Here is a 20,607-nt window from a genome sequence, read left to right as displayed (position 1 = left end):
GATCAACTAGCTGATCTGATGAAAACCCTGCTACTCGCCTTTGCTCTGTTTTTTGGAGCATGTACTGCCGTTTATTCACAGTCGACCACCAAAGCCGACGCGCCAAAAATTTATGATCCGAATGCCAATGCGCAGCAGGACATCCAACAGGCGGTGGCCCAGGCGCAAAAAGAAGGCAAACACGTGCTGCTGCAACTCGGTGGCAACTGGTGTGTGTGGTGTCTCCGGTTCCATACCCTGACGACTACCGACACGACCCTCAACCGCTTATTGACCGACAATTATGTTGTGTTGCGCGTAAACTATAGCCCGGAGAACAAGAACGAGGAAACCCTGGCGCGACTGGGCTACCCGCAACGGTTTGGCTTTCCGGTTTTTGTGGTGCTGGATGAAAACGGGAACCGGCTACACACCCAGAATTCGGCCTATCTGGAAGAGGGAAAAGGCCACAGTCCGAAACTGGTAGCGGATTTTTTGCAGAGCTGGTCGCCGAAAGCCCTGGATCCGAAATCGTATCTCCCGAAAAAAAGTAAGTAAAAAAACGGAGCGTACCGGGTTTCCATCGGTGTCACTATTCCTGCCATCTGTAAATACATTTTGCTTCCATGCGGTTTTTAGCCCTCCTGCTGGTGCCCTTTTTTTTCAACACCACCCCGGTTTTTGCCCAGAAAGCCCACGAAATCCAGCGGTTTCAGTTGAAGGAAGTAAAACAGGGCGTTGCCGTCGATGCGGCTCACTTTTACGTCATCAACAACACCTCCCTCACCAAACATACGAAAACGGACGGCAAACAGGTGGCCGCCTGGCGGGATACGACGGGTTTATTGAAACACCTGAACAGCGGTGTTGTCCTCAACCGCAAACTCTACTGCGTTCATTCCAATTACCCGGACGTGCCGATGGTAAGTTCCATCGAAATTTTCGATACCGAAACGCTCCGGCACACGGGTAGCCACAGCTTCGGATTGCTCCCCGGCTCGGCCACCTGGGCCGACTTTTACCAGGGCTATTGGTGGGTCGCCTTCGCCAATTACTCCGACAAAGCCTCGGCGGAAGGGCGCGACAACCGCTGGACGATGCTGGTGAAGTTCAACGCCAACTGGGAACGGCTGGAATCCTGGCAGTTTCCGGCGACGGTTTTGCAGGCTTTCGCCCCCAAAAGTACGTCCGGCGGCACCTGGGGAAAAGACGGTTTGATTTACTGTACTGGTCACGACAAACCGGAACTGTATGTCCTGAAACTCCCTGACCGTGGCTCTACGCTGCAACACGTAAAAACCATTCCTACCATCAGTGAAGGGCAAGCCTTTGCCATCGACCGCAGCGTGAAGTCCAAACTGATTCTCTATGGCATTACCCGAAACGATAATTTTGTGGTGGTTTCGGAGGTAAGATAATAAGCTAAATGAGGTGCCAATAATGATCTAAATATCGAATAATGAATGTTGAATAACGAATATCGAAAAAAGAGTCCGGATGGCCTTCGATATTCATTATTCAACATTCTTTATTCGATATTAAAAACCGATTCAAAGCTTAAAAATCCCCGTCACATATTTGGCGTTTACCCGGGCGCCGGGTTTGGCGGTGGCGGTGGCAATGTCGATTTCCCAGATGTAGGTCCCCTCGGTGTAGCTCGTAACCGGCAGGTAAGTTTTTCCGTTTTCAACCGGCAACGACATCGTGATGCCTCCCTGTCCGGCATGGGCTGGTATGCCGCCCGACACTTCTTTCACGGTTTTGGCATTCAGGTCGATGATGACCACGCTCAGGTTGACGTCTTCGTAGGCCCATTGCCCGTTGACAGTCGGAAAACGACCCATTTCGGCCAGCACCAGTCCGTTGCCCAGATACTGGCAATAGTAGATTTTTCGGTTATTGGAAATCTCATCCAGGTTAAAAAAATACGTGGGATCAAAAACCGTCTCTCCGTTTTTAATCCGCAGAAAACCAGCCGGTTTCGTCCGTTGTGAAAATGTGTACGCCGACGAAGCCACGGTGTAAATATCGCCGTTTTCGGTTTTGATCAAGCCATTGCTGCTGTTGGACGACCCCGCCGGTCCCGTACGAACATCCTTGATGACTTTCTCCAGCGTAAAAGCCGGATAGCTGTAGATGGCGACATACGCCGTGTCGGTAAAGGCCGTCTGTAAGGTAGTCCGGTTCTGGAGGTAATACGACACATACGCTTTTCCGTCGCGTACCCGCATACCCGACGGCCACACCAGATCATCCTTAAACAGGGGAGCCAGCGAGTTTTTCACCTGACCCGATAGGGCTGGGGTAGCAACGGTCGCCGTGTAGAATGTGGCACTCCGGTTATCGGCTGCCGTTCGGGGAATCTGAATACCGCCGAGCGTATTGTCATCAATGACCGTCGGCACGTCGAAGTATTTTTCGAAGGTAAAACTCCCTTTCTGAACCAGTTTGTTCGCGGCATCCAGCACATAACCTACTGCCGAGGGCGTTCCCTGGTTGGCTCCGCTCCCCCCGATGCTGAAGATCGTTTTACCGGCCTGCACGTACGTCCGGTTTCCCGTTTGCGCAATTCCCTGTCCGGCCACCGACAGCGTGCCGCTGGTGATCGACGTGGTTTGCAACAGATAATCAGTTGATTTACTGGCTCCTACATCCCGGATAGCGACGACATACCCGCCAGTAACCGCTGGCGGATCAACCGGGTCCGGGTCTTTGCTACACGAATTCAGCGACAGCCAGCAGCCTACAGCTACCAGCATCAGGATGGTTTTGTTGTACATAACGATGCATGATAATGGCTACAATTTACTGATAATTATGGGCAAAATCCAGGATTTCACTCCTGCAACAGCGCCTATGTTCTATCAGCCCTTGGTTCAACCGGTTTCCCTTTTTACAAATCAGGTGTTCGATTGTACAATTCAATCGGAGGTTGTAGCCATCCATACCGGAACGGGTTGAAACGGGCGGGCGGGATCAGTTAGTTTTGTTGATCGAAAAACAAACAACAACACGACAATGAACACACCACAAATTCTGCGCGGATGGACCCGCGCAGCCCTTCTTCTGGTCGGAAGTCTCACGTTTCTGACGGCCTGCAAAACCGATTCCACCGAACCAGAACCCGGCTCACCCAGCGAAACCGGTGGAAAAGCGGGTTACGTTATCGGAAAGGTGACCGATCCGGAGGGTAAACCGTTACCCCGCGCCACGGTTTACATCGACAATACGGTTATCAAAGGGCGCGGTGCCGAAGTCGCCAGCAACAGCGATGGAACATACCAAATTCAACTGGTAAAAGACCTGGGGCAGTGGGTGGCAAAAGGCTTTATCTTAAAGCAGTACAATAACCGGCTCTACAAAATCCTGCTCGATCCCGAAAACCCGGACAGCTTTTCGGAAAACGAAAAACCGGTTCGTAATTTTCAATGGAAACTAACCGGCCATGTTCCCGACCTGAGTCTCGATCTGTATTATGGCGGAACGGCAGAATTGTTTCGCGACCCCAATGTTACCGACCTGCCGGATACCGAAAATATTGAGTTTACCTTCAAACCCGTCGGCACACTCATCGACGGATCGGCCGGTAAAACGCTCAAACTCCGGGTCGCCAAACGCACCAACGATTTTCTGAAGGATATTCCGATGGGCCGCTACGAGGTCTCGGCGGTGTATAAACCATCGGGAGCAACCTTGCTGGTGACCGATGCCTGGGGCGATGATCTGGTCTACAAACCGGCGGTTACGCTCGATTTTTTAGGCACCGATTCGGCCACCCGCTCCAATACACTGGGAATTGGCTACACGAATCGGCGGTAATGGATCGCCTTTGGGACGTGTCGCCGAATCGATCAGGCCGTCAGCGACACGTCCCAAAGGCGATGCGGGCGGTCTTACTTCTGTTTCCGGCGCTCTTTGAGTTCGGCTCTCATCTCTTCTTTGATGGCCTGATACTGTTGGTATTGATCGGAATTCAGGACTTTTTTCAGTTCCTCGTCCTTCTTTTTCATCACAGCCTGAGCCTGCCGCGCCGTGCGGAGGTTTCGACCACCGGTTTCGATCAACGCCTGGTTTTGTTTGGCATATTTCAGGTTGATAGCGGCTACCGGGGTTTCCTGTTCAGCGGACAGATTCAGCTTTTCTTTCATCCGCGCCGTCATTCGGGTGGCGCGTTCTTCGGGTGTTCCCAGTTCGCCCCGCTGAGCAAATGATGAGGCTGAAAGCAAGAGGAAAGCAATGAAACAGACGGCTTTTGACAGGTTGGTTTTCATAGTTTTCGATACGCGTTTCATTTTATTGGGTTGGCTTTTGGTTGAATGGTCTGCGCGACCGCGAAGACGATACAAACGTAGCCTGTGGATAGACCGAATTCCTGAAAAACGCTGTGAAGCCGACCAATTCGACCGTCAAAGCGCCCAGGCTCCGGGTGAAAGTTCAGAACTCCTCCATCCACTTTTTGAATTGGGGTGCGCGGTCTTTGCTGATCACCACCGACCCGCCCGGCAGAGGCTGGAGCTGCAATTGCAACCGGCCATTGAAATACAACTCTGCTTCCTGAATGCTTTTTCGGGATACGATAAACTGGCGATTGGCACGAAAAAACTGCTGCGGGTCCAACTGGATTTCCAGATCGTCCAGCTTCTGATCGATGGGATAACGGATTTTGGTAAACAGCGTCGCGGAAACCACGCCCCCTTCAATGTCAAAATAGGCGATGTCGCTCACCTTGACCGGCAACAGTTTATCTCGAAACTGAATCAGAAAGCTGTTTCGGTAGGTTTTGGGCAGAAAGACCCGGCCGCGGAGCATTTCCTGCATCTGTCGCACCAGATCGTCGGTGGCCGGGCGGGTCAGCGAACGGTATTTCAGCAGGCTGGCTTCCACTGCTTCCCGTTCAATGGGTTTCAGCAGGTAATCGATGCTATTGAGCTTGAAAGCCCGGATAGCATATTCGTCGAAAGCCGTCGTAAAAATGATCGGACACGGCACCCGAACCTGCTCCAGCAGCGAAAACGACAGCCCATCGGCCAGTTGAATGTCCGAGAAAATGAGGTCGGGCGTTGGCAGACTCTCCCACCGCTCCCGGCCCTCAGCCACGCTGTCGATGACCGCCAGAACCGTCAGGGAAGGTTCGATCTCCCGCAGCAAGGCGGCCAGGTGCGTTGCCGCCAGCACTTCATCTTCGATCAGTATAACGCGCATCAGACGGCTGGAATTAAAGGTAAATCAACACTGAACTCGTACTCAGTTCGAACGATCTGGATGGTTTTGCCGGTCAGCAGCCGGTAGCGGTTTTCCAGATTGGGCAGGCCGGTTCCGGTTCCATCGGCGGGTTCGGGTTTGGGCTGGTAGCCGTTGCTGACCCGAATGAAGGCACCCGACGGGTCGATGGCAAGCCGAATTGTCAGCGGTTTGACGTTAGAAATAACGTTGTGTTTAACGCTGTTTTCAATGAGAAGCTGCAACGACATCGGCGGAATCAGCCAGGGCGCTTCGGCTGGTAACTCGTTGTATATTTGCAGATTAGCACCAAACCGCATGGTTAATAGAAACGAATAGGCCATCGTAAACTGCATCTCTTCGGCAAACGGAACCAACGACCGGTTTTGAACCTGAAGTGAATACCGCAACACCTGCGATAATTTGGACAAATACGGCTGCGTGTTGGCACTCCCCTCCCGAATCAGCGAACTGAGGGCATTCAGGGAATTGAACAGAAAATGAGGATTGAGCTGGGCGCGCAAGCCGTCGAGCTGGGCTTGCAGACTCTCCCGTTTCAGCCGCTCGTTTTCGGTTTGCATGCTGCGGTTTTGTTGCAGAACCGTCAGAAAATTCGCCACCAGCAGGGCTGTTCCCCACACGAAAAAACCGCGAAAATAGGTGGTAACCAACACGAGAACCGGTCGCTCGGGGTACCAGGGCAAAACCAGCGCGACGAAGAGCGCGTTGATTGCCAGAAACAGCAGAAAGTTGATACCGTACCAGCCCGCGAGGTTGAGCCAGGGTTCGTAGCGTTTCCGAATCAGCACATACCGGTTTAGTTCAATGAAGAAAAAGGTGAACGCGATGTGGAACAGCACCCGAACAACGAGAAAAACCGTGTCCGGCAAACCGGGAATAACCGCCAGTTGGGTTTGGTTCGCCAGCCGGATCAGCGGCAGGTTCACCAGAACCGCCACGATCACCGATGCGATCCCGGAAATTTGCCGAAAAGAAAAGCGCGCATTCATGCTGCAAAGATGACGCCTTCAGGGACGAATCGGGAACGAATCGAACTGAAACCGGAAAATTCGACGGCCAATCCTCCAAAAACCGCCCTAAATTTCTTATTCCGTGGCCTTGTCGATGATTTCAGCCGCTTCTTTCAAATCGTCTTTTTCGGGCGTCGGCACTTCTTTCGGCACCGCGTCGGGGACGTAGGTCAGCGAAATCAGAATCGGAAAATGGTCGGAACCGCAGTTCGGCAGTCGGCGGATCAACCGCAGTTTAAAATGGTGGGACACGAAAATATGATCGAGCGGCCACCGCAAAAAGAAATAATTGGCGTGAAAGGTATTGTAGAGTCCACGGCCGATGCGCGGGTCGAGCAGGCCACTGACGCGCTGAAAAAGCCGCGTTGAGTGCGACCAGGCCACGTCGTTCAGATCACCGGCAACGATGATCGGCTCCTCCCGCCCCCGCACCTCTTTGCCCACCACCAGCAATTCGGCATCCCGCTCCGTCGAGCGGTAGTGTTCCGTGGGGCTGGGCGGCATCGGGTGAATCCCGTAAAAATGAATCACCTGCCCCGAATCCAGTTCAAGCTGGGCGTAAATCGACGGAATATCGTCCTGAATCAGAAACCGCACTTCGTGGTGTTGAATGGCAAACCGGGAGTAAAACAGCAGTCCGTAGGTATTTTCGAGCGGATGCAGAATCCGGTGTGGAAACTTCACTTCCAGCGGTTCCAGTTCCTTTTTCCACCGCTCGTTGGCTTCCAGAATCATCACCACATCCGGGTTGTGTTTGTCCACCAGTTTCAAAACGTCGGGGCAGTGAGTGTTGTCCATGAACACGTTGGCATTCAGGATTCGGATGGTGTTGCGGTCTTCGGAACGGTCTGTGGTCGGTTTTCCGAAATACTTCACCTGCTTCCGGTGCAATTGCGTAAAGGGGTAGATCAGCCAGCCTTCGTAGACCAAAGCCGCCAGTAAACCCGTCACGCCCAGTAACATCGGCCATTCTGTGTTCCGGCTCAGGGCTACCCACCCCAGCAGGCCAATGGCTGCCAGCACCGTGAGTTGCAGGTGGGGAAAATCCCAGATCCGAATCCACCAGGCATCGACCCGAATCAGGTGTATGAACGAAATGGTGGTTATGACAAATGCGTATCCAATCAGAAAAGTGTCTATCGTGCTCATCTCAGGTTCAGTGGGCCATTCGTATCATAAAACCGGAAAGCAAGTTAGAGGTTTAATCCTGAAATTTATTTTTAAGAACCGGCAAGATCGGCTGTAAGCTATTTTCTGGCTCTCAGGCTTGTAAAAAAAACGCTTTTGCGATAGTTTTGCAGCATGAGAATGGCACCAACGCTTTAATCTTCCCTTCTGCGGTCGCTCCGACCATTGGCCTTTTTTAGGCCTGTTTTCCTATTGTCTTCACAAAAAACCTGGCTGGCTCCGGCCCAGCTCTCTACCTATGTCTGCCCTTTTCAATCAGACTATGTCTGTCCTTTTCAATCAGAACGAAATCGAGCAATTCCTTCAAAATGGATTTATTAGCATCGACCAGGCCTTCTCCTCCGAAACCGCCCGACAGGCCCGAAATATTCTCTGGAAAGACCTGAACCTGGACCCGAACAATCCGGCAACCTGGACCCAACCGGTTGTTCGGCTGGGCATGTATTCCCAGGAACCGTTCGTTCAAGCGGCTAACTCGCCCATTCTACACCAGGCCTTCGATCAACTCGTCGGGCCGGGCCGTTGGCTTCCCTGCCGAAGCATGGGTACGTTTCCGGTTCGTTTCCCATCGGATACCGACCCCGGCGATACCGGCTGGCACGTCGACGCCAGTTTTCCGGGCGACGATCCAACTGACTACTGGACGTGGCGGGTGAATGTCCGGTCAAAAGGCCGGGGGCTGCTGATGCTCTTTCTTTTTTCGGATGTCAGCGAACGCGATGCGCCGACCCGCATCCGCGTCGGCTCCCACCAGGATGTTGCCCGCCTGCTCAAACCGTCGGGCGAAGCCGGGCTATCGTTTCCGGAACTGGCCGGAAAGCTGGCGGAATTACCGCAACGAAACGAAGTGTTGGCCACTGGAAAAGCCGGGACGGTGTATCTCTGTCACCCTTTTCTGGCCCATGCCGCCCAGCCCCACCACGGCCGGGAACCCCGTTTTTTAGCCCAACCTCCACTTCTGCTCCGGCAGGAACTGCAGATTGAAGGATTGAAAGGGGCATATTATCCGGTGGAAGAAGCCATTCGGCTGGCTTTGATTTTGTAATTTCAAATGAAAAATGATGAATGTCGAATGTAAAAATGTATGGCGTGTCCATCTACTTTTACATTTAACATTCATCATTTTTCATTTATCATTCCTTTTATTTTCGCCTTGAAAATAATCACAATGCGTTTTCAGCACACACTGCGGGCATTTGGGGTAACTCCATGTGCAGACCCGTTGTCCGTGCCAGTAAAAGTGTCGGTGGAAATTGAATAAAACCGTCGCATCCTGCGGCAAATAGGCCAGCAAAATCGCGTGGGCTTTCTCGGCGCTGACTTTCGGCCCCAGAATTCCCAGTCGCTGCGTTACCCGATGAACATGCGTATCGACGGGCAAAACCGGCTTCTGAAAATTGAAAAGCAACAGCAGAGTCGAGGTTTTTGGTCCGACTCCGGGCAAAGCGTTCAGCCAGGTCATGGCTTCTTCGGTGGTCATGTCCCGCAAAAAATCGATGTTGGCTTCCCCGCGTTCGGCAATGATCCGGCTCAGAATCTGTTTGATATACGGTGCTTTCACCTCCGGATAATTGGCGGTTTGGATTGCCGCCGTCAGTTCCTCCACCGGCGCATCCCGAATGGCTTCCCACGAACCAAACCGCTCCATCATGGTGCGAAACGCCGTGACCTCATTGGCATGGGTAGTTCGGTGCGACAAAACCGTCGCAATCAACTCGTGCAGGGGTTCAAGCCGTCCGCGAATAGCCTGAATTCCGTACTGTTGATTGAGGAGTTCGTGTACCAGTCGCGTTTTCTCGCTTTGATCCAGGGTTATCATCGAAAAAAATGATTTTTGTCAGAACAACCGAATGTTTATCAACTTGGTTAATTGTCGTTGTACTTTTGCGGTTCCTTACCGCCCATTCTGTGAACCCCAATGACGACAACTTTCCTTCGTGAATCCCTTTTTCTGTGTCTGCTGACACTACTAGCCCTCACCGGTTTTGCCCAAACTCCTACCCAGACCATTCGCGGAACCGTCTACGACGCCAGCCAAAGTCGGCCGCTGGTCGGGGCTTCCGTGCTGGTACAAAACTCAAAATCGGGTGCAATCACGGACGAACAGGGCCATTTTCGGCTGACCAACCTTCCCATTGGCCGTCATCAGCTCAGTGTTTCGTTCATCGGGTACGAACCATCGGTTATCAATGAAGTGCTGGTGGAATCCGGCAAGGAGCAGGTGCTGGAAATTTACCTGCAACCCGGTGTGACCCAACTGGGCGAAGCCACGGCCATCGGCACCCGCACCGACCGCACGATCAGTGCCGAACACATCACCATCGAACAGGTGCTGCGGTTTCCGGCCAGTTACCTCGACCCGGCCCGGCTGGCGACGGCCTATGCGGGGGTAGTAACGACCAACGACGGCACCAACAACATTTCCGTCCGCGGCAACTCGCCCAACAGCCTGATCTGGCGGCTGGAAGGCGTTGAGATCGTAAACCCCAACCACCAGAGCAACGCCGGTACCATCGGCGACCGTCCCACGGCAAACGGCGGTGGCGTCAATATGCTGAGCGCCCAGTTGCTCGGCACAACCCGCTTTCTGACGGGGGCTTTCTCGCCCGAATACGGCAATTCGGTCGGTGGCGTCATGGACATGAGCCTGCGTCCGGGCAACAACGAACGCCATGAATTCATCGCCCAGGCGGGGTTAATCGGCCTCGATCTGGCGGCTGAAGGACCCATTTCGAAGCAGAAAGGGTCGTCGTATCTGGTCAATTACCGGTATTCCTTTACGGGTCTGCTCGGCGCAATGGGTGTCACGTTCGGGGGCGAAGACATCCGGTTTCAGGATCTGTCGTTCAACCTGACCTTTCCGACCCGCAAAGGCGGACGGTTTACGGCGTTTGGCGTTTTGGGCAATAGCAGCAACGATTTTACGGCCCTGGCCGCCGACGAACAGACGCAGGACAAAGACCGCAACACCATCTCGTTCACGACGAAAATGGCCGCCGGGGGCCTAACCCTCTCCCAGCCCATCGGCACACGCTGGTTGTGGAAAACCGCCCTGGTGTTGTCGGCCAACAACAACGCCCGGAATCTGGAATCGCCGGGCGATGCGCGCTTCCGGTCAAACTACGAAATGGACGATCAATCCGGCTCGCGGTATTCGCTAACCAGTTCACTGAACTACCGGATCAACGCCCGGAACAGTTTTAAAGCCGGTTTATATCTGACCCGAGCCTATAATTCGGTGGGTGCCTGGAAAGATGTGAATCCTTTTTTCATCGGCAGTTCGGCGAACAACTCCCTGTTCGCGGGATCAATGGAGGGCTGGATGATTCAGCCATATGTGAATTACCAGTGGTTGCCGGCAGATAACGTGACAGTGAATGCGGGTTTGTTTTACAACACCTTCACGTTCAACCAAAGCCGCTCGCTCGAACCCCGGGCGTCGGTTCGCTGGGAAGTACGGCCGGGGAAAGCGTTGACAGTCGCTTACGGTTTACACAGCCAGCCGCAACTGCCGCAGGTGTATCTGGCGAAACGGAATCCGGACAACAAAATGCTTTTTAACAACGAAGACCTGGGCTTTACCAAAGCGCACCACATCGTCGCGGGGTACACGCATCAACTCAGTCCGGATAGTTACTGGAAAATCGAAGGCTATTCGCAAATGCTGTTCGATGTACCAATCAGCACCATTGCGAACAGCAAGTTTTCGGCGATAAACCTCATCGAAGCATATGTATATGAGCCACTTGTCAATGCAGGGAAAGCCCAAAACCGGGGCGTTGAACTGACGTACCAGAAGTATTTATCGAAAAATTATTACGTGCTGGCGTCCGGTTCGGTCTACGATTCGCGTTACCAGGCCGCCGATGGCGTCTGGCGCAGCACCCGGTTCGACGGCGGTTTTACATCGGGCCTGACCGCGGGCAAAGAGTGGACGAAAAGCCGCGGAACCCGAAGCCGGATCTGGGGCGTCAACGGTCGGATTTCGTACCTGGGTGGCTTGCGCGACCGACCCATCGATGCGGCTTTGTCGCAGCAAGCCGGCACGACGGTCTACAGCAGTGAGGAGTTTAGCGTGCATTTCCCGGCGTATTTCCGCACCGATCTGCGGATTTACTGGAAAAAAAGCAAAGCCCGCTACAGCCGTACCCTTTCCCTGGATTTGCAGAACCTGACCAACGCACAAAATGCTTTTTACAGCTACTTCGATGCTTTTCAGGGAAAAGTTGTCCAGAAATACCAGTTGGGGTTGATTCCGATTCTGAATTACCGCTGGGAATTTTAACGGATTACGTCGTTCTGGTTTTTCGAAAACGGGCGGTATTTCACGAAGATATTAATCCAGACACGACGCGCTAAACGGAAGAAAAACGGCGTCAGGATAATCAGTGACGGTATGAGTCCCCACAGATAAGCAATTACATCAACTTCCAACAAAACGCCAACCAACACGAAGGTGGTGATGATCCAGGCCACGTAAAACGAATAACTGATATAGAGCGAGCCGGTATAAAAACCGGGTTCAGGCTCGAAACTCTGGCCACATACAGAGCAGTTCTTGTGCATCTGATCGAATTTCTTCAGATTAAACGCACTTTTGGTTACAAAGAAGTCTCCTTCGTGACAGTACGGACACTTGTTGAATACTATGCTGTAGAGTTTCGTACCTTTTCGCATGACAATCAGAAGGGAAGCTATTTTCCAGACCCGGAAAGCCTAAAATTAGTTGATTTTTGCCGGCAATTTCATGAACCGTATCCTTCCATCAAATTTGCATCCAAAAAGATGATACGAGTATGGTTTCAAAAAAAGATGATTTTACTCACAAAATCCATCCGATTCAGGCGGTAGGTTTGTAAAAAAATAATCCGATCACTCGTCATTTCGTTTCCATACCATGCATAATCTGGTTCCCATTGTTAGCCCGGAGCAGGCCGTCGAAGTTATTCAATCCGGCAATCGGGTGTTTGTTCACAGCGTTGCCCAAACGCCCCACCGCCTGATTGCGGCCATGGTCGGGCGGGCTTCTGCTGCCGGGCTGCGTGACATTGAAGTGTGTCACATGCACACGGAAGGTCATCTGCCGTATTGCGAAGAGCAGTACGCCGGGATTTTCAGGCCAAACTCGTTTTTCATCGGGGCCAACATGCGCAAGCAGGTCAATGCCGGGATTGCCGATTACGTTCCGATTTTTCTGAGTGAAATTCCGTTGCTGTTCCAACGCCATATTCTGCCCCTCGATGTCGCCCTGATTCAGGTTTCGCCCCCCGATCAACACGGTTTTTGTTCGCTCGGCCCTTCGGTAGACATTTCATTAAGCGCCGTTAAATCAGCCAAATACGTGATCGCCCAGATCAATCCGAACGTTCCGCGGACCCACGGCGACGGCATTATCCACGTCAAAACGATCCACGCGGCCGTCGAATGCGACGATCCCTTGTACGAAATGCCGCTGAAACCGGCATCGGAAACCGAGCAGAAAATTGGCCGGTTTGTGGCTGAGCTGGTGGAAGACGGTGCCACGCTGCAAATGGGCATCGGCGGGATTCCGAACGCGGTGCTGGCCGAGTTGATTTACCACCAGAAACTGGGAATCCATACCGAAATGTTCTCCGACGGCGTCATTGATCTGGTCGAGCGGGGCGTCATTACCAACGAACTCAAGAAAGCCATTCCGTATAAGCTGGTCTCCTGTTTCGCGATGGGAACGCGCCGGTTATACGATTTCATCGACGACAACCCCGCCGTGGTGATGAAAGAAGTGACCTACACCAACGATACGGCCATCATTCGCCGGAATCCGAAAGTGACCGCCATCAACAGCGCCATTGAGGTGGATTTGACGGGTCAGGTGTGTGCCGATACGATTGGGACCTACCAGTATTCCGGGGTCGGCGGGCAGATGGATTTTGTGCGGGGAGCTTCCCTCTCGGAAGGAGGAAAACCGATCATTGCCCTGCCCTCCGTAACGAAATATGGTGAAAGCAAGATTGTGCCGTTCCTGAAAGAAGGCGCTGGCGTGACGACCACCCGCGCCCACGTTCACTACATAGTGACCGAATACGGGGTGGCGTATCTGTACGGCAAAAACCTCCGCCAACGCGCCCGGGCGCTCATCAACATCGCCCACCCCGACCACCGCGAATCGCTGGAACGGCAGGCCCATGAGCGGTTTAAAGTGTTTGAGTAAGCGTTTTTTCCAATTCAGCCATCCCAAACAAAACCGTCAGCATCCGCTCAAATTCGGTTTGTAGCGGGGCCGAAATGATACTTTCTTCGTTCGAAACCGGGTGTTGAAACCGGATTTCCAGCGCGTGTAACAGCATGGTTTCCATCCCGAAATGCTCCTTAAACAGTTTGTTCTGTTTGTTGCAGCCGTGGGGCCGGTCGCCAATGATCGGGTGGAAAATGTGCGCCAGGTGCTTTCGGAGCTGGTGAAACCGGCCGGTTGTGGGTTTCAGTTCGACCAATGAATAGCGTGAGGTGGCGTGTTTCCCAAACGGCAGTGCCACTTCGGTCCGTTGAAGCGTTTTTAGTCTGGTAAAAGCCTCTTGAACGATTCCGTCGTCGCGCCGGAGCGGATAGTCGATTTCCAGTTTGTCGTCGGTATATCCCCGCACAATGGCCCGGTAGGTTTTGTGTACCTTCCCTTCGGCAAACTGCTGCTGCATGGCGGAATTCAGGGCTTCATTCAGCGCAAAGAGCAGAACGCCCCCGGTTTTACGATCCAGCCGATGAACCGGATAGACCCGCTGCCCCAATTGATCGCGCAGGAGTTGAACGGCAAATTCGCTGGCGTCACTGGCGATCATCGACCGGTGTACCAGCAGTCCGTGCGGTTTGTTAATCGCCACCAGATCAGGAGACTGATACAAAATTTCGAGCGGTTTTCGCTCATTGGGCACTTCCAAAACCGGTTGTTCCTCGCTCATCAATACTTCGCCAGCAGGTTCAATAATTTCCGGTCCAGTTTATGACCGTGCCAGTCTTCATATGCCACGTCGGCCCGTTTGGAATCCAGTACCCCAAAATCTCCGCTGAATTCCCAGAGCGCAAAACCGATGCCGTTGCTCGTCAGAATGTCGAGCACATCGCCAAACCAGGCCAGAAAAACGTCGTGCGGGGTTTTGTTCCAGGCACCACATTCGCCACAATGCACGCCGACACCCTTGTTAACCAGTTCTATCCACGGTTTGTAAAACGTTTCCAGCATCGCCCGGCTCAGGTATTTATCGCCCACCTGTCCCGGCCACTTCGGCAGCGGCAGATTCTCGGGATCTTTGTTGGCCCAAGGGGCTTTGTAGTGCGAAATAATGCCCGGATTGTAGCCCCGGCAACTCTGCGCAATGTCCAGATCGGTGATTTCGGGAATCACCGACGAGCCCACGTCGTTGCCATCGGCAATCACCAGGTGTTTCGGGTTTTCTTTGCGAATGGCTTCCAGAGCCGCCAGCGCCACTTTCCGGTATACGGCACCCGGCACCGAACTGCGTTTGGAAAGCTGGTCGTTCATGTCTTCCCGCATACTCGGCTCGTTCAGCAAATCGAAGCTGATTTTTTGAGAAGAGACGTTTTTGTACCGTTTCGCCCAGAAGTTCCAGTGGAAATTAAACGCATCCTGCGCGGGCTGATCGGTCCAGAGGTTGTAGGGTTCGTGAAAACCGGCGTTGACACAGTAGCCCGGTGCGCGGTGCAGGTTCAGGCTGACGTGAAGGTTGTGTTTGTGGGCCATCGCCACCAGCTTGTCGATCCGATCCACGGCCGACTCGTCGATCTGGTAGACCTCGTCGGGCGTAATGTTGCGGCTCCGGTCGAATTTCAGATAGGCCGGATAGGCCATCGGCAGCCGGACAAAATCGAAACCCCAGTCGCGCATCCATTTGAAGTGCTCTTCGGCGGTCGGCTTCCGGCCCTGCGCCGGATTGGGTGAAAAGAAATCCAGCAGGTTAAAGCCTTTCCATTTCGGCAGTTTATTTTTGGCCACCGGAGCGGACGACGCGGCTAAAACCGCCGGGCCGGAAGTGGTCACGGCTGCGGCCAAAAGCCCGGTATTTTGAAGAAACGTTCGGCGTTGCATGAAGGATTGTGGAATATATGCAGTACAAACTTACTCAAAAACCAACCTGATCACCCCGTATCCTGGCGACATTCGTCAGTTGTGAATCTTTTCTACTTCACTTTGTAGTTTCAAAACCGTCTGTTTGTCCTCCTGTTCGATCACCAGCGCCGGATTGTCTTCGGAGCCGTTTCGCTTGATCTTTGATCCTTTGATGGTCTTTTCAATTTCCTCTTGGTGGACTTCCACCACCTTGCCTTTGGCATGACCGCTGGCGTATTTCCAGCGCACCCGATCTCCTTTTCTAATCATGATTACTGCCTGTTCGTTGAAAAAAGTAGTAACCGGGTGTGCCAAAAAAGGTTTGTTTTTTTTGAAACCGTCGAACGCGCGCTAAACCGGATCCCGGGATCGAAAAAGCCCCACTCAAACGCGATCGGTAAATATGGAAAAGTTATCATACTGTTAAATAGAGCGGCTTTTTATCATTTCGGAGCGAAAAAAAAGTATCTTTACTAACCTACAACTTTCAACCCGAAATGACGGACAGCAGAAGAGAATTTCTCAAAAAAGCCGCTTTGCTAGCCGGTGGCACGAGCCTGTTTCAGGTTCTCCCCGACTCGATCCAGAAAGCCCTCGCCATCGACCCCCAGCCGGGCAGTACCTTTCAGGATGCCGAACACATTGTTATTTTGATGCAGGAAAACCGCTCCTTCGACCATTGCTACGGGTCGCTGCGGGGCGTTCGGGGCTTCAACGATCCGCGGGCGATTACGCTCCCCAACAAAAACCCGGTTTGGCTCCAGACCAATGCCGCCGGTGAAACCTACGCTCCCTTCCGGCTGAATCTGAAAGACACCAAAGCCACCTGGATGAGTTCGCTCCCCCACTCCTGGACCAATCAGGTGGATGCCCGCAACGACGGAAAATACGACAAGTGGCTGGATTCCAAACAGTCGGGCCGGAAAGAATATGCCAAAATGCCCTTGACAATGGGCTATTACAACCGGCAGGACATTCCGTTTTACTACGCCCTGGCCGACGCCTTTACGGTTTGCGATCAGAATTTTTGTTCGTCCCTGACCGGCACCACGCCCAACCGGCTTTACCTCTGGACCGGCACCATCCGGGAAAAACCTGACCGGAATGTGAAAGCCAACGTCCGGAATGAGGACGTCGATTACGACGATCCGGCCCACTGGAAAACCTTCCCCGAGCGGCTGGAAGAAAACGGCATCTCGTGGCGAATTTACCAGAACGAACTGAGTTTACCCGTCGGCTTTGAAGGTGAAGAAGAAGGCTGGCTGGCCAATTTTACCGACAATCCCATCGAGTGGTTCGAACAGTACAACGTTGGTTTCTCGGAAGCCTATCAGCGTTATTTGACCAAAAAACTGCCTGAACTGCCCGGCGAAATCCAGGCCTTGACCGCCAAAATCAATGCGTTGCCCGAAACCGCCAGCGAACTCCCCAAATTGAAGCGGGAACTGAGCCGGAAAGAACAGGAATTGAAAATGGGCCGGGAACACCAGGTTAAATACAGTCGGGAAAACTACGCCAAGTTGTCGCAGCGGGAGAAAAACCTGCACGAGAAAGCCTTTACGACCAATAAAAATGATCCGCATTACCACGAACTGACGAAGCTGAAATACCACGACGGCAGCACGGAACGGGAAGTTGAAATTCCGAAAGGCGATGTGTTGCACCAGTTTCGGACGGATGTAAAAAACCGCACGCTGCCGACGGTTTCGTGGGTGGTGGCCCCCGAAAACTACTCCGATCACCCGGGCGCGGCCTGGTACGGAGCGTGGTACATTTCCGAAATGCTCGACATCTTGACCCAAAATCCGGATGTCTGGAAAAAGACGGTTTTCATTTTGTGCTACGACGAAAACGACGGTTATTTCGACCACGTTCCACCGTTTGTAGCTCCCCATCCCGACAAGCCCGAAACCGGCAAAGTCTCCAAAGGCATCGACACCAGCGTCGAGCACGTCTATATGGAGCAGGAGTTGCAACGCAAAAGTCCGAACGCCCGGAAAGAAGCCCGGGCTGGTGCCATCGGGTTGGGGTACCGCGTGCCGCTCGTGATTGCGTCGCCCTGGAGCCGGGGCGGCAAGGTGTCGTCGGAGGTCTTCGATCACACGTCCATTCTCCAGTTTCTGGAAGTGTTTCTGAGCAAGAAAACCGGTAAGAAAATCGAAGAGTCGAACATCAGTGCCTGGCGTCGGACGGTTTGCGGGGATTTGACCTCGGTGTTCCGGCCCTACAAAGGCGAGAAAATACCGATGCCGGCTTTTGTGGAGAAAAACGAGTTTGTCGAAAGCATTCACAAAGCCCAGTTTAAGGAGTTGCCGTCTGATTTCAAGGTGCTGACGACCGACGAAATCAACAAAATCAAAAAGGCTCCCTACACGTCTCCGCTCATGCCAAAGCAGGAGAAAGGCCTGCGGTCGTCCCTGGCGATTCCGTACGAATTATACGCCGATGGACAGTTCGATCCGGACCAAAAAGCGTTTGACATCATGCTGAAAGCTGGAAATGACGTTTTTGGCGCGAAGTCGGCGGGTTCGCCCTTCACGGTGTATGCGCTGAATAACTTCGTGTCGGAAAACGAAAATGCCGAGCGCGATGTGCAGGTTCGGAATTATGCCGTAGCCGCCGGAGACCGCCTGAACGACCGCTGGGACATCCGGGAATTCGGGAACGAGACCTACCAGTTCCGGGTCAATGGCCCCAACGGTTTTTTCCGCGAGTTCATCGGCACCGGCAACGATCCACGGGTTGCGGTTCAGTGCGACTACCAGCGTACGGCCCCGCAGGCCAACACGCTCACCGGTTCGGTTGAACTCAACATCACCAACCTCGATCCGGCCCGGGCCTACACCATCGACGTGAAAGACAACGCCTACCAAACCGGCAGCCAGACCAAAAACCTGGCCGCAGCCGGTTCGAAAGGAAGCCGGATCAGCCTGATTCTGGATCTGAGCCGTAGCTTCGGCTGGTACGATTTCAGCGTAAACGTTGAGGGTTATCCGGTTTTCGAGAAGCGGTATGCCGGTCGGGTTGAAACCGGAAAGGAAGGATTTTCGGATCCGGTAATGGGTGAGGAGTTGGTTTGAGGAGAATCGAAAGCGAGGATTCTTTGAGCAACCGAATCAAAACCAATGCAGGCTCCATCCAATAAACCCTGATCTGCAAAGGCCAGGGTTTATTTATTTTAGCAGTAAATAGACATTGAGGCAGCACGATAGGATTGGATTAAGAAGTCGTTTGTAAAACCGGCCCCAATCTCGTTACTTGCCAATCCGTATGAAACCGTCGATCTGGAATCTCCTTCTGCTGCTGTACTGTAGCACGGCTTTGGCCCAACCGCTTTCCACACCCGCGAACCTTGCTGCGATCCAACAGGCTGAGAAACAGGTGGTCGTGCTCAACAACCCATCGGGACTGGTGCCGGTCACTGACCTTCTGAACGTGAAAACCGCCATTGTGAATGGTCGCTACGCCCAGCAGGCGGTTTTTGATAGTCTGGCGGCCAAATACAGCCCGGTTACCAGTTTTTCACTCGGTGCGGCTCCGACCGATTCCGTTTTGTTTGACCTCCATGACCGGCTAAAACTGTACAACCTGGTCGTCATCACCTTATCCGATTCGTCGCCCTTTGGCCCGAAACTGCTGAATTTCATTGCCGATCAGCAGGCCATCAACAAGGTCGTAGTGGTGCTGACCGGAAGCGGAAAAAACCTCGCCGGGCTGGAATCCCTGCGCTGTCCCATCCTCTGGTATCCGGCCAATACCGCCGAGGGTGCGTCAGCCGCAGCCCAGGTCCTTTTTGGCGGTATGGCTTCTGCCAATCGCCTTGAAACCACGTTTAGCACCCTTTTCAAAGCAGGCAGCGGGTATTCGACGCCCAAAATCCGGCTGGGATATTCGGTCCCGGAGGCTGTAACGGTGAGCAGTAAACGTCTGAAGGCGATTGACTCGCTGATGGCCGTAGCCATTGCCGACCACGTGACCCCCGGCGCGGTGGTTTTGCTGGCCAAAGACGGCAAAGTCATCTTTCACAAGGCGTATGGACATCATACCTACGCGCGGGATGCCGTAACGAAACCCGATGATCTGTTCGACCTCGCTTCGGTCACGAAGGTCAGCGCGACCACCCCGGCGGTTATGCGGCTGCTGGATCAAAAGGCGCTGGATCTGAAAACGCCCATCAGTACCTACGTGGCCCGAACCCGGACGATCCCGGATAAAGCGACGGTCACCGTCCGGGAGGCCCTGCTCCATGAAGCGGGGTATACGCCGTACATCAAATTCTACGAACAACTCAAACCGCTGGATCTCAGCTTCGACTCCTCGGCGGCCTATCCGACCAAAGTAGCCGACCGGTTTTTCCTCCGGGCCAATTATTTCGAAGAGGTCATGTGGCCCGTCACCTTGCAGTCCAAAGGCGGGACGCGGGGGAAATTCGTGTACAGTGATGTCAGCATGTACATGATGAAGGAAGTCATCGAAACGGTTTCTCACCAAAAGCTCGACGAGTTTGTGCAGGATGCGTTTTACCGGCCGCTGGGCATGACGTCGACGGGCTATTTGCCCCGAAACCGCTTTCCCCGCTCCCGCATTGTTCCGACCACCGAAAACGACAACTGGTTTCGCAACATGCGCGTGCAGGGCTACGTCAACGATCCGGGTGCGGCCATGGCGGGAGGTGTCGAAGGCCATGCCGGGCTGTTTGCCAACGCCAACGATCTGGCCATTCTTTACCAGATGTATCTGAATAAGGGTTCTTACGGCGGTCGCACCTACATCCAGCCCGCTACGGTGGATCTCTTCACGGCGGAACAATCGAAAACCAGCGCCCGTGGATACGGTTTTGCCAAAGCACCGAATCCCAAACAAGGCCCCAAGGCGTATCCGTCTCCGCTGGCCTACGGACACAGCGGTTATACCGGCACCTACGTCTGGGTTGATCCGAAGTATAACCTGGTCTACATTTGCCTGACCAACCGGGTGTATCCCGACGATTCCAAAACCTACGGCAAGCCCAGTCTGAACGTCCGGGCGCTGATTCTGGACCGGTTTTACGAAGCCGTAGTGCAGGGACAGTAAAACCGACCTCAAACTACC

At 53.4% G+C, this 20,607-nt stretch carries 18 protein-coding genes; 8 read left to right on the top strand and 10 right to left on the bottom strand.

The genetic code is table 11. From position 1 onward, the window contains the following. The first annotated feature begins 18 nt into the window (after nt 1–18). Nucleotides 19–537, top strand: a complete 519-nt coding sequence (locus tag ACS5NO_RS25785; protein ID WP_439417799.1) for a thioredoxin family protein — start codon at nt 19–21, stop codon at nt 535–537. 68 nt (nt 538–605) lie between these two features. After that, nucleotides 606–1,397, top strand: coding sequence for a hypothetical protein (locus ACS5NO_RS25780; RefSeq protein ID WP_439417798.1), 792 nt, complete (start codon nt 606–608; stop codon nt 1,395–1,397). Between the two features lie 132 nt (nt 1,398–1,529). On the opposite strand, the gene ACS5NO_RS25775 is transcribed toward ACS5NO_RS25780, so the two are convergent. Further along, a complete protein-coding gene (locus tag ACS5NO_RS25775; protein WP_439417797.1) occupies nt 1,530–2,759 on the bottom strand; it encodes a DUF4374 domain-containing protein in 1,230 nt (409 codons plus the stop codon). Between the two features lie 238 nt (nt 2,760–2,997). Between ACS5NO_RS25775 and ACS5NO_RS25770 the strand changes: the two genes are divergently transcribed. Beyond that, nucleotides 2,998–3,798, top strand: a complete 801-nt coding sequence (locus ACS5NO_RS25770) for a carboxypeptidase-like regulatory domain-containing protein (RefSeq protein ID WP_439417796.1) — start codon at nt 2,998–3,000, stop codon at nt 3,796–3,798. Nucleotides 3,799–3,872: 74 nt separating this feature from the next. Here ACS5NO_RS25770 and ACS5NO_RS25765 read toward each other — a convergent pair whose 3' ends face one another. The 4 genes from ACS5NO_RS25765 to ACS5NO_RS25750 all read right to left on the bottom strand — a co-directional run bounded on the left by ACS5NO_RS25765 (nt 3,873) and on the right by ACS5NO_RS25750 (nt 7,379). After that, complete coding sequence (locus ACS5NO_RS25765; RefSeq protein ID WP_439417795.1) at nt 3,873–4,250, bottom strand: DUF4890 domain-containing protein; 378 nt, start codon at nt 4,248–4,250, stop codon at nt 3,873–3,875. A 163-nt stretch (nt 4,251–4,413) separates the two neighbouring features. Beyond that, complete coding sequence (locus tag ACS5NO_RS25760; protein WP_439417794.1) at nt 4,414–5,181, bottom strand: LytR/AlgR family response regulator transcription factor; 768 nt, start codon at nt 5,179–5,181, stop codon at nt 4,414–4,416. Beyond that, on the bottom strand, nt 5,181–6,209 hold the full coding sequence (locus tag ACS5NO_RS25755) for a sensor histidine kinase (RefSeq protein WP_439417793.1): 1,029 nt from the start codon (nt 6,207–6,209) through the stop codon (nt 5,181–5,183). The genes ACS5NO_RS25760 and ACS5NO_RS25755 overlap by 1 nt, the downstream gene beginning before the upstream one ends. A gap of 96 nt (nt 6,210–6,305) precedes the next feature. Next, nucleotides 6,306–7,379 (bottom strand): endonuclease/exonuclease/phosphatase family protein, encoded by a 1,074-nt coding sequence (locus ACS5NO_RS25750; RefSeq protein ID WP_439417792.1) that lies wholly within the window; start codon nt 7,377–7,379, stop codon nt 6,306–6,308. 301 nt (nt 7,380–7,680) lie between these two features. Here ACS5NO_RS25750 and ACS5NO_RS25745 point away from each other — a divergent pair, with 301 nt between their 5' ends. Beyond that, complete coding sequence (locus ACS5NO_RS25745) at nt 7,681–8,463, top strand: phytanoyl-CoA dioxygenase family protein (RefSeq protein WP_439417791.1); 783 nt, start codon at nt 7,681–7,683, stop codon at nt 8,461–8,463. A gap of 81 nt (nt 8,464–8,544) precedes the next feature. Here the strand turns inward: ACS5NO_RS25745 and ACS5NO_RS25740 are convergent, their stop codons facing one another. Beyond that, entirely contained in the window at nt 8,545–9,237 is a 693-nt protein-coding gene (locus tag ACS5NO_RS25740) for an endonuclease III domain-containing protein (RefSeq protein WP_439417790.1), read from the bottom strand. 99 nt (nt 9,238–9,336) lie between these two features. Here ACS5NO_RS25740 and ACS5NO_RS25735 point away from each other — a divergent pair, with 99 nt between their 5' ends. Further along, nucleotides 9,337–11,703 (top strand): TonB-dependent receptor, encoded by a 2,367-nt coding sequence (locus tag ACS5NO_RS25735; RefSeq protein ID WP_439417789.1) that lies wholly within the window; start codon nt 9,337–9,339, stop codon nt 11,701–11,703. Here the strand turns inward: ACS5NO_RS25735 and ACS5NO_RS25730 are convergent. Beyond that, the gene (locus ACS5NO_RS25730) at nt 11,700–12,095 is read right to left on the bottom strand and encodes a DUF983 domain-containing protein (RefSeq protein WP_439417788.1); all 396 of its coding nucleotides are present in this window, start codon (nt 12,093–12,095) and stop codon (nt 11,700–11,702) included. The genes ACS5NO_RS25735 and ACS5NO_RS25730 overlap by 4 nt on opposite strands. A 220-nt stretch (nt 12,096–12,315) precedes the next feature. Between ACS5NO_RS25730 and ACS5NO_RS25725 the strand changes: the two genes are divergently transcribed. Beyond that, nucleotides 12,316–13,608, top strand: coding sequence for an acetyl-CoA hydrolase/transferase family protein (locus ACS5NO_RS25725; protein ID WP_439417787.1), 1,293 nt, complete (start codon nt 12,316–12,318; stop codon nt 13,606–13,608). Here the strand turns inward: ACS5NO_RS25725 and ACS5NO_RS25720 are convergent. The 3 genes from ACS5NO_RS25720 to ACS5NO_RS25710 form a co-directional block, all read right to left on the bottom strand. After that, complete coding sequence (locus ACS5NO_RS25720; protein ID WP_439417786.1) at nt 13,592–14,350, bottom strand: pseudouridine synthase; 759 nt, start codon at nt 14,348–14,350, stop codon at nt 13,592–13,594. The genes ACS5NO_RS25725 and ACS5NO_RS25720 overlap by 17 nt on opposite strands. Beyond that, nucleotides 14,350–15,495: a glycoside hydrolase family 5 protein gene (locus tag ACS5NO_RS25715; protein WP_439417785.1), complete on the bottom strand. Its 1,146-nt coding sequence runs from the start codon at nt 15,493–15,495 to the stop codon at nt 14,350–14,352. The genes ACS5NO_RS25720 and ACS5NO_RS25715 overlap by 1 nt, the downstream gene beginning before the upstream one ends. A gap of 75 nt (nt 15,496–15,570) precedes the next feature. Then, nucleotides 15,571–15,786, bottom strand: a complete 216-nt coding sequence (locus tag ACS5NO_RS25710; protein ID WP_439417784.1) for a hypervirulence associated TUDOR domain-containing protein — start codon at nt 15,784–15,786, stop codon at nt 15,571–15,573. A gap of 227 nt (nt 15,787–16,013) precedes the next feature. Between ACS5NO_RS25710 and ACS5NO_RS25705 the strand changes: the two genes are divergently transcribed. Further along, nucleotides 16,014–18,596 carry a phosphocholine-specific phospholipase C gene (locus ACS5NO_RS25705; RefSeq protein WP_439417783.1) on the top strand — a complete coding sequence of 861 codons (2,583 nt, stop codon included), beginning with the start codon at nt 16,014–16,016 and terminating at the stop codon, nt 18,594–18,596. 190 nt (nt 18,597–18,786) lie between these two features. Next, entirely contained in the window at nt 18,787–20,589 is a 1,803-nt protein-coding gene (locus tag ACS5NO_RS25700; RefSeq protein WP_439417782.1) for a serine hydrolase domain-containing protein, read from the top strand. Nucleotides 20,590–20,607 lie beyond the last annotated feature (18 nt).

The organism is Larkinella fluvii (assembly GCF_051857545.1).
GTDB lineage: Bacteria > Bacteroidota > Bacteroidia > Cytophagales > Spirosomataceae > Larkinella.
This window is presented reverse-complemented; position numbering and strand designations above follow the sequence as displayed.

Coding starts and splice junctions, on each gene's coding strand:
- ACS5NO_RS25730 (WP_439417788.1), bottom strand. CDS start 12,095: ATGCGAAAAGGTACGAAACTCTACAGCATAGTATTCAACAAGTGTCCG.
- ACS5NO_RS25785 (WP_439417799.1), top strand. CDS start 19: ATGAAAACCCTGCTACTCGCCTTTGCTCTGTTTTTTGGAGCATGTACT.
- ACS5NO_RS25770 (WP_439417796.1), top strand. CDS start 2,998: ATGAACACACCACAAATTCTGCGCGGATGGACCCGCGCAGCCCTTCTT.
- ACS5NO_RS25760 (WP_439417794.1), bottom strand. CDS start 5,181: ATGCGCGTTATACTGATCGAAGATGAAGTGCTGGCGGCAACGCACCTG.
- ACS5NO_RS25720 (WP_439417786.1), bottom strand. CDS start 14,350: ATGAGCGAGGAACAACCGGTTTTGGAAGTGCCCAATGAGCGAAAACCG.
- ACS5NO_RS25725 (WP_439417787.1), top strand. CDS start 12,316: ATGCATAATCTGGTTCCCATTGTTAGCCCGGAGCAGGCCGTCGAAGTT.
- ACS5NO_RS25765 (WP_439417795.1), bottom strand. CDS start 4,250: ATGAAAACCAACCTGTCAAAAGCCGTCTGTTTCATTGCTTTCCTCTTG.
- ACS5NO_RS25775 (WP_439417797.1), bottom strand. CDS start 2,759: ATGTACAACAAAACCATCCTGATGCTGGTAGCTGTAGGCTGCTGGCTG.
- ACS5NO_RS25745 (WP_439417791.1), top strand. CDS start 7,681: ATGTCTGTCCTTTTCAATCAGAACGAAATCGAGCAATTCCTTCAAAAT.
- ACS5NO_RS25780 (WP_439417798.1), top strand. CDS start 606: ATGCGGTTTTTAGCCCTCCTGCTGGTGCCCTTTTTTTTCAACACCACC.
- ACS5NO_RS25735 (WP_439417789.1), top strand. CDS start 9,337: ATGACGACAACTTTCCTTCGTGAATCCCTTTTTCTGTGTCTGCTGACA.
- ACS5NO_RS25755 (WP_439417793.1), bottom strand. CDS start 6,209: ATGAATGCGCGCTTTTCTTTTCGGCAAATTTCCGGGATCGCATCGGTG.
- ACS5NO_RS25715 (WP_439417785.1), bottom strand. CDS start 15,495: ATGCAACGCCGAACGTTTCTTCAAAATACCGGGCTTTTGGCCGCAGCC.
- ACS5NO_RS25750 (WP_439417792.1), bottom strand. CDS start 7,379: ATGAGCACGATAGACACTTTTCTGATTGGATACGCATTTGTCATAACC.
- ACS5NO_RS25740 (WP_439417790.1), bottom strand. CDS start 9,237: ATGATAACCCTGGATCAAAGCGAGAAAACGCGACTGGTACACGAACTC.
- ACS5NO_RS25705 (WP_439417783.1), top strand. CDS start 16,014: ATGACGGACAGCAGAAGAGAATTTCTCAAAAAAGCCGCTTTGCTAGCC.
- ACS5NO_RS25700 (WP_439417782.1), top strand. CDS start 18,787: ATGAAACCGTCGATCTGGAATCTCCTTCTGCTGCTGTACTGTAGCACG.
- ACS5NO_RS25710 (WP_439417784.1), bottom strand. CDS start 15,786: ATGATTAGAAAAGGAGATCGGGTGCGCTGGAAATACGCCAGCGGTCAT.